Annotated in this window: 7 protein-coding genes and 2 pseudogenes; 2 read left to right on the top strand and 7 right to left on the bottom strand. The window is 54.7% G+C overall.

All coding sequences use genetic code 11. The annotated features are described in order from the left end of the window. Positions 1-192, bottom strand: a 192-nt coding sequence (locus THS5294_RS18535) for a hypothetical protein (protein WP_072936771.1), incomplete at its 3' end; no start/stop codon positions are given. A 24-nt stretch (positions 193-216) separates the two neighbouring features. Here THS5294_RS18535 and THS5294_RS06140 point away from each other — a divergent pair. Further along, entirely contained in the window at positions 217-684 is a 468-nt protein-coding gene (locus THS5294_RS06140) for a hypothetical protein (RefSeq protein WP_133244402.1), read from the top strand. A 350-nt stretch (positions 685-1,034) separates the two neighbouring features. Here the strand turns inward: THS5294_RS06140 and THS5294_RS17925 are convergent. The 4 genes and pseudogenes from THS5294_RS17925 to THS5294_RS06120 all read right to left on the bottom strand — a co-directional run bounded on the left by THS5294_RS17925 (position 1,035) and on the right by THS5294_RS06120 (position 4,629). After that, positions 1,035-1,600: pseudogene (locus THS5294_RS17925) on the bottom strand (transposase family protein). A gap of 96 nt (positions 1,601-1,696) precedes the next feature. After that, positions 1,697-2,736: pseudogene (locus THS5294_RS06135) on the bottom strand (hypothetical protein); the annotation flags it as partial. 110 nt (positions 2,737-2,846) lie between these two features. Beyond that, positions 2,847-4,055 carry a dual-specificity RNA methyltransferase RlmN gene (rlmN, locus tag THS5294_RS06125; protein WP_058123026.1) on the bottom strand — a complete coding sequence of 403 codons (1,209 nt, stop codon included), beginning with the start codon at positions 4,053-4,055 and terminating at the stop codon, positions 2,847-2,849. A gap of 58 nt (positions 4,056-4,113) precedes the next feature. Then, entirely contained in the window at positions 4,114-4,629 is a 516-nt protein-coding gene (locus THS5294_RS06120; RefSeq protein ID WP_233486418.1) for an invasion associated locus B family protein, read from the bottom strand. 196 nt (positions 4,630-4,825) lie between these two features. Here THS5294_RS06120 and THS5294_RS06115 point away from each other — a divergent pair, with 196 nt between their 5' ends. Beyond that, on the top strand, positions 4,826-5,815 hold the full coding sequence (locus tag THS5294_RS06115; RefSeq protein WP_038005377.1) for an asparaginase: 990 nt from the start codon (positions 4,826-4,828) through the stop codon (positions 5,813-5,815). Here THS5294_RS06115 and THS5294_RS06110 read toward each other — a convergent pair. Beyond that, positions 5,812-7,953 carry an ATP-binding protein gene (locus THS5294_RS06110; protein ID WP_058123024.1) on the bottom strand — a complete coding sequence of 714 codons (2,142 nt, stop codon included), beginning with the start codon at positions 7,951-7,953 and terminating at the stop codon, positions 5,812-5,814. The genes THS5294_RS06115 and THS5294_RS06110 overlap by 4 nt on opposite strands. A 110-nt stretch (positions 7,954-8,063) precedes the next feature. Then, complete coding sequence (gene hspQ, locus THS5294_RS06105; protein ID WP_038005383.1) at positions 8,064-8,390, bottom strand: heat shock protein HspQ; 327 nt, start codon at positions 8,388-8,390, stop codon at positions 8,064-8,066. Positions 8,391-8,449: the final 59 nt, after the last annotated feature.

The raw sequence follows: 8,449 nt of genomic DNA, 5'->3' as shown, positions 1-8,449 counted from the left end.
AATCCGTCCGGGGTCAGGGGAAACACGTCCCCAAGCGGGTTTGTGCAACAAAGCCAACATGATCGCCTCTGGCTCATATGCTTTGTCTGCCTGCACATCGCCCATTCTAGATTGATAAATATCAAGGTTTCGCGTGGTGGAGCCGCGATAATTGGGCGATGTAATGCGAAGGCTCGACCCAATATGTGGCATGATCAATCACCTCAGCCCTCTAGATTGACTGCTACAGTTACTGAGGTTCTTGATGCCTGCGCCCCACGTGTTTCGATTGGAATGGGTCGGGTGATTACGCGGCCGTTTGCGCGGGACAGGTGGCTTTTGACGCTGGTGCCGGAAGTGGTGGATGGCGCGGGTTTTGGCGGGGCGGCATTGGTGCTTTCCTGCGATCACCGGGCTGCCCGATGCGTACTTTCACCCGGATATTTGATGGAATTTGAGGCCTTTGAACCTGCTGAAACCCCACATGCTGAAATAGAGGCGATCGTGGTTACGCCGGAGGGGATAGACACGTTGATGGCGGGCTCACGCGCCATCCGGGCGTTGATTTTTCAGGCGTACAGCCAGCAGATGAGCGAGTTGCTCTTGGGGCTTGGGTCTCACCGCGACCAGTCTGAGCGGCGCTGCCGTAGCCCTGAACTCAAGGCGCTGCTTTGCGACACAAAACCCTTTGGACGCCCCGTTTGAGCAAGCGAAAAGTGAGGATTGGCAATGCTCGTTAATATGGGCCAAATCTACCAATTTTTGCGTCTACTTTTGGCAAGATTCTGAGTGGATCTATCGTGGTTTTATGCTGCTCTAAGTCCTTGCTGGTGCCACCTTCTGTTTGAAAACGAGGGGGCTTTTCTAGCCGATGCTGAGTGTCAGCCTTGTGGATTGTAAAAGCCGTTTATGTATTCGCAGATTACCGCTTCGGCCTGCAGTTGCGTTTCCTATTGCGATCACTAGATCAGTTTTGATGGTCTTAAAAAAGATTTCGACTGCTGCAACCATCTTGTTTTAGCCATCGAGGTTCTCGCTGTGCTCAGAACCCACAGCTAGAATATAGCGGTTGCGGCGAGTGCGATTGCAGAAAGGAAGGTCTTTGTACTTCTGGTGTAAGGGGTTGCTACGTGTTGCCAGTCCTTCCATCTGCCAAAGCTGATCTCAATCCGGTTACAGCTCTTGTGGTGACGCTTGCCATACTGGATTGCTTTGTATCATGATTTTCAACCTAGAATGCAGGACGGGATACCCGTGCCCACAAGCGCTATGGCTCCCGTATAATCGCTCACCTGACCAGCCGTCATGAAGAACCGGATTGGTCGCCCATTGTGTCAGTCGCAGCACGCAACTTTGTGTTCATACGGCCTCTAGTGTGCCCTATGCGACGTCCATGTTGCGCTTTTTGACCGACAAGTTGGAGGCTGTCCGGTGGGATTTGAAGTAACTTGCCTCAATTGAAACCGTTTTGGCGGGACCGTATTCTTGGGATAAATCAAACCAACGTAAACCATTACGGTCGATGAAGATATGCCAGCTGTGATACGTCAAGTATCAACAAGCGGTAGGCCATGGCTTTTGGAAAATAGGGTCGAAGCCGCTCCGTTTGGTCTTCGTTCAGCTAGTAAAGATTACTCATGAAGTCCCAAGATTGAGGGCCTTAAGTCAAGTAGCCATATCAACATCAAGTGGCCCAATGGCCCTGAGCATAGAACTTGATTTGGCTCGAAAGCGCTGTGATCGTATCTTCGCTTAGCCCCATGGCGCGGCCTACTTCGCGTACCGCCCGTTTTCCACGGTAATGAATGACGGTGACACATAGACCGGCGGGGTGGCGACCATAGCGCTCGTAAATGTGCTGAATGACTTCTTCGCGGCGTTCATGTTCAAAGTCGACGTCAATATCGGGCGGTTCATTACTCGCCTCAGAGACGAAACGTTCAAGCACCATGGTGCCGATTTCGGGTGAAACGGAGGTTACACCCAATGCGTAACAGGTGATCGAGTTGGCAGCTGAACCGCGGCCCTGACACAAGATGCCTCGGTCACGGGCGAAATCTACAATGTCGTGGACCATTAGAAAATAGGGTGCAAAGCCGAGTTTATCAATTAGACGCAGCTCGTGCGCCAACTGGTCAGAGGCTCGTTGAGGGACGCCCGCGGTATAGCTCCATCGTAAACCTGCCGTAGCCAACCGGGCTAGCCGTTCAGCCGCTGTTTCTTGGCCGATCAGCTCTGAAGGGTACTCAGAGCGTAATTCATCGAGGGAAAAGGTACAGGCGCGGGCTAACGCTGTGGCATTTTCAATCGCATCGGGGTGGTCTGCGAATAAACTGCGTATTTCATGTGCACTTGCACTGCGCAGTCGCTGTTCCGCATTGGCCAAGGCCTTGCGGCCAAGATGTTCAATGCGTAGCCCCTCTCGTATAGAGGTTAACACATCTGCCATCTGTCGCCGCCTTCCGTGGTGCATAAGCGGCGCAGTAGATGCGACAGGTAGTACGCCAAGGCGCTGGGCAAGAGCTTTGATCGCTTGAAAGCCTTGGGCATCACCGCTGTCGTATTGTGGAGATAGGATCACATAAACATCGCCAACAAAGCCACATGCGCGCGGACAATTCCAGCTACAGAATTTTCATCCGCAATCGCAAAGGCCTCAATCCCCATCTCCGCCGCACGATGCGCATATTCCTCAGGATGCGAAGCGCCGGTGAGAAAGGTGAAATTTGAGGTGATATGAAGCTCAACGACTCCCATCCGTCATATATTCATGTTTTGTTCTTATTTGTGTAGCCTCAAATTTCTTTGGTTCACAAACATCCCGGAAAGCGCGAGAGGCAGCGCCTCTCGCCTACATTCCACCTGAACTATTCGCCCAGCCCCGCTTCTGCCTCAATCGCTTTGCGGGACTTACGGGCCCGCTCAGTGGCGGATTTTAGCTGACCGCAGGCCGCCATAATATCTTCACCACGAGGCTTACGGATGGGTGACGCATAACCCGCATTGTAAACAATCTCAGAAAACGCACGAATCCTATTGTTAGAGGAGCGTTTGTATGGCGCGCCAGGCCATTCGTTGAATGGGATTAAGTTAATTTTAGCTGGAATGCCTTTGATAAGGCTTACTAGCCGATGCGCATCCTCATCGCTATCGTTCACGCCATCCAGCATCACGTATTCAAATGTAATTCGCTCAGAGTTCGAGAGCCGGGGGTATTCCCGCAACGCGCTGAGCAAAGCTTCGATGTTCCAGCGCTTATTGATGGGCACAAGCTTATCGCGCACCTCATCGGTTGTTGCGTGGAACGATACGGCCAAAAGGCAGCCAATTTCCTCTGCGGTGCGCGCGATCTCGGGCACAACGCCAGATGTTGATAGAGTGATCCGACGCCGCGATAGGGCGATACCCTCGGGATCCATCGCGATTTTCATCGCGTCCCGCACGCCCTCAAAATTATAAAGTGGCTCGCCCATTCCCATCAGGACAATGTTCGACAAAAGCCGAGTTTTATCCCGGGGCGCGCGGCCCAGTTCGGGCCATTCGTCCAGATCATCGCGCGCCAACATAACCTGACCAATGATCTCACCTGCGGTCAGATTTCGCACCAACCGTTGCGTGCCCGTATGGCAAAACGAACAGGTCAAAGTGCAGCCAACCTGGCTGGAAATACACAGCGTGCCGCGCCCTTCTTCGGGGATGTACACCGTCTCGACCTCATGGCCGCCGGCGATCCGCACCAGGTATTTGCGTGTGCCATCCTCAGACACCTGACGGCTCACGACCTCCGGCAGCTCGATGACGAAATGTTCAGCCAGTTTTGCGCGGTAATCTTTGGCGAGGTTTGACATCAGTTCAAACTCGCGCACGCCTTTTTCATAGAGCCATTGCCAAACCTGACCTTGGCGCATCTTGGCCTGCTTTTCCGGGGTGCCCACTTCGATCAGGGCGTCCCGCAGTTGGGTGCGGGTCAAGCCGATAAGATTGCGCTTGCCGCCCTCGGGCAGCTTGCGCGGCAGGGTCAGCATGTCTTGGGTGATCGGCGCAGGGGTCGACGGTGGTGTCGATGCGGTTGTCATGGGGCTCTCCAACGGATGAACCCCCCATATACGGTCGAAATTGCGGTTTCGCTAGCCCTCAGCCGCAGCGGGCTTCGGCATCTTCGATCGAGGCGGTGAAACCCAAAAGTGAGAACGTGTCGCGTGTTTTGGTCCCACGCGATGAAACGCCTGATACAACTGCCTCAGACCCGCGCTTCATCGCGGAGACAATTTTGGCATCGTCGGCAGGGGTGTCGGCCCAAGCCAGTTCACCATCGGTGAACAAAAGGAACTTTTCTGAACCGATTTCGATCTCAACCCGAGACAGCTCTGCAAAGGGGTAGCCCCCGGTGAAACTCACCTCTGCGCGCTTATCACTTTGTGGCCAATAAGAGACAAATAACCGGATGTCGCCGCGCCGCGCGGCCACAACACGACCGTCGCGGGTGTTCACGGTGTCCTTGGGGGCCGAAACAACCCAGCACTGGGTCGGGTTGTCCTGTACGAAAACGCTCCAATCAGTATTGGCGCCAACGCGATTGGACACGTCTGCCTGCGCCCAAACTGGGGCTGCCATTACCGTTAACGCAACAACGGAATAGATCCAAACCATCAATGATTTCATCGCTTTACAGCCTCGCTGCTTTTGCCTCTGCATCCAGCTTGTTGCTTCCCTTGTCGGGGTAAGTCTTGGAGATAAGCGGACGCGTGTTTTCAATTCTGCACAGAAAGGATACCTACAAAGCGGGCTGCGGAAAAGCCCCGGAGCCAAGTTCGTTGGCATAAAATCGCGCAAAAGAGGCAGAAAAATGAAGGCTCAGAAGCTGGTAGAAGTGCATCGCGGTCCTTTTGAGGAGGGCGAGCATTGGGGGCACGCTGTCATCTGTGACGGTGCGGGCGATGTGGTTGAAGCGTGGGGCGACCCGGATGCTGTGATCTTGCCGCGTTCTTCTAGCAAGATGATCCAAGCAATTCCTCTGTTGGAGAGCGGGGCGGGGGCCAATCTGACGACGCAACAGTGGGCTTTTGCGTGTGCTTCACACGATGGCGCGCCCTTGCACCGGGACATGGCACGCCTTTGGTTGAAGGATTTGGGCCTAGGCGATGATGACCTTCGATGCGGCGCGCAGGTGCCGATGTCACGTAAGGTGGCTGATGATATGATCCGCGCAGGTGAGACGCCATGCCAAGTGCATAACAACTGCTCGGGCAAACACTGTGGATTTTTGATGCTATCACAGCACCTTGGCGCGGGGCCCGAGTACGTGGAACCTGATCACCCTGTGCAACGTGCCGTGCTGGATGCTCATGAGCATGTGACTGGGATGACGAGCCCGGGATATGGCATTGATGGATGTTCTGCGCCTAATTTTGCCACGACAATGACGGGTCTTGCGGCGGCGATGGGCCGTTTTGCAGCGGCGCGTGCCGATGGTGATGGGCGGGAACGGGCGATGCATACGCTGACCCGGGCTATGGCCGCTCATCCCGAATACGTTGCGGGCGAGGGGCGTGCGTGTACGGAATTGATGCGCGCAATGAACCACAAGGTTGCAGTGAAAACGGGGGCGGAAGCTGTGTATATTGCGATCGTGCCCGAATTGCAGCGCGGTATCGCGGTGAAGATCCTCGATGGTGGCACCCGCGCGTCCGAGGCCGTTATCACTGCGCTTTTGGTCCGGCTGGGTGTGTTACAGGCCGATCATCCCGTCGCACGTCGCTATATGGAAAGCCCTATCCGCAACTGGCGCGGGATCGAAACGGGCGGACTGCGGACTGTCGCGGCCCTGAGGGCTTAGCCTTCGTCTGGTTGTGTGAGGTTAATTTCTGAGGGCGCGAAACGGTGTAGTGCGTCCATCAGAGCGGACTTTTTGAATGGTTTGGTCAGATAGTGATTGATGCCGGCAGCTTTAATGCGGTCTTCGTCATCCTCCATCGCGTGTGCGGTCATTGCGATAATCGGCGTTTGTGGAAGCCCATGTTCCGCTTCTAGTTTTCGGATTTCGCGCGCAGCCTCCATCCCGTCCATTTCGGGCATCGAGATATCGGTGAAGATAATATGTGGTTTGAGGTCAAGAAATGCCTCAACCGCGTGACGACCGTTTTCGACCATGGTCAGGTCCATCTCGACGGCTTTGAGCATCTTTTGAAACACGAACTGATTGATCATGTTGTCCTCCGCAGCCAGCATGCGCAGGGTTTCTAGCGGGGCTGTGTCGCTTTGTGAGGGCTGGCGCGGTTGGATCGCGGAAATCACGGTCCTAAGGTCGGCGTTCGCGGTGGGCCAAGACAGGTGGGCTTTGCAACGCGCGGCCAATTGTTTTGGCGTGTGGGCGTGTGTGCCGACACAGATGATTGGCAAATCCGTTGGTGCTACTTCGCTGATCTGAATCTGAACTGCTTCTGGCAGGCAGGTGCAAATGAACACCGCATCCGTGTCTAGATCGGCGATTTCGTCTGGCGTAACGGTTTTGACCCTTACACCAAGCGAGGCCAATTCGTTTGTCAAAAACTCTGCGGTAGGCCCGTGATACCCGCACAGCGCCAATGTGCGAGGTGCTGGGGGAAGCGCTGTTGGTGAGGAACTGCGAAGGTCAACTTCAAGCGGGAGGGTGACTGTGAAATGTGATCCTTTGCCCAAGTCGCTCGCGACGGTCAGTGTGCCTTCTAACCGCTCAACGATGCCCTTGGTGATTGCCAACCCAAGGCCGGTGCCCTCAAACTTGCGGTTCATTTCGTCCTCGACCTGATTGAACTCGCCAAAGATATGGGCCTGCATCTCATCCGGAATGCCGATCCCACTGTCCCGGACAGTAATCTTGACCATCGAACGGCCAGCCGCGTCAGGTGTGCCGGGGTCCACATCCACAGTCACGTGACCCTCGGGCGTGAACTTGATCGCGTTGCCGATCAGGTTCGTTAGAACCTGTCGCAGTTTGCCCTGATCAGTGATGAACCCAGTTTGCCCCATGATGGGATAGTGCAGAGCAAGGTTCACGGGCTTACCATCAAGGCTGGCTTCCGACAGGCGCAGCAGTTCTAGCAGCAGGACCTCTAGGTCCATTGGCTCAGGCCGAAACTCCATCTTGTCGGCTTCAAGCTTTGAGAAATCGAGGATGTCATTGATGATGACCAGCAGCGATTCACCTGAGCTGCGGATGGTTTCGGCGTATATCTGATCCTCATTGGTTAGCTCGGATTCTAGCAACAGCTCCGCCATGCCCACCACACCGTTCATAGGGGTGCGGATTTCGTGGGACATCTTCGCGAGAAAGGCGGACTTGGCTCGGTTGGCGGCCTCGGCAGCATCACGAGCCTCTCGCATCGCGGCCTCGCGTTCTAGGCTTTCGGTGATGTCGGTGCACATAGACACCATGCCACCGTCCGAGGACACCTTGTCCTGAAGCTGGATGCTGCGGCCATTATACAGTTTGATGACTGTGGTTTGAACGGGGCGATTTTCCCAGCGGGCAAGCATTTCATCAACCCAATCATCGGGATTGGCATCGCCGATATCCACAAGGCCTTCGTCCATCAGGACTTGCAAAACTAGGTCGTAGGGCGCGCCAAGACCGACATCCTCAATCCCTTCGAACAAGCGCATGTAATGTCGATTTGCGGCGACGAGACACCAATTCCGATCATACACGGCGAACCCATCGCCAATAGCCTCAAGGGAGTCCCACAGGCGCTGTTCCGCTTTTCCGGCTTGTTTGGTCGCAAGATCTAGGTGAGCGAGTACCTTTTGGTTTTCGCCTGCAAGGGTCGCGTTCTCTTCGCGCTGTTCGATCACGGTGTACGACAGTTTGTCCGCATGCGTTGCCAACTGACGATTGGCTTCGAGCAGTTCATTCGACTTTTGTGCAAGCAACCGCTCCGCCGCGAGGCGACGGCGGCGTTCTTGTTGAATAAAGTCATCGTGCGATTGGATTGACATCTGACCCTCTACTAAGGCCCGAGTATTTATCCAAAAAACGTGAATCCCGTCTTAACTTACGACCACATTTCTTTAACGGTTAGGCAGCGTACGCTGGGGTGCGCCGACGCCTAGTTCATGTCAAAGTGTAGGGGGTATTTTCCGCCATCAAACGCACCGAATAGATCGTCGATATCTGGGTGCGAAACAGGCTCACCTGTTTGATCTTCCACCAAGTTTTGCTCTGACACGTAGGCTACGTAATAGCTTTCGTCGTTTTCTGCGAGCAGGTGATAAAACGGCTGATCTTTGCGCGGACGGGAGTGTTCGGGAATGGCGTCATACCATTCCTCGGTGTTCGCAAAAACGGCGTCGATATCAAAAACAACACCGCGAAACGGATGTTTGCGGTGGCGGACAACTTGACCGAGATTGTATTTCGCATGGCTTTTGAGCATAGCGCATCGACTCCTTGCTCGATTTACTATCCCTTGCGCGGACTGATTGTCCATCGGGG

Source organism: Thalassobacter stenotrophicus (assembly GCF_001458315.1).
GTDB classification, from domain to species: domain Bacteria; phylum Pseudomonadota; class Alphaproteobacteria; order Rhodobacterales; family Rhodobacteraceae; genus Thalassobacter; species Thalassobacter stenotrophicus.
Note: the sequence above shows the minus strand (reverse complement) of the source record. Positions and strands in the feature narration are given on the sequence as shown.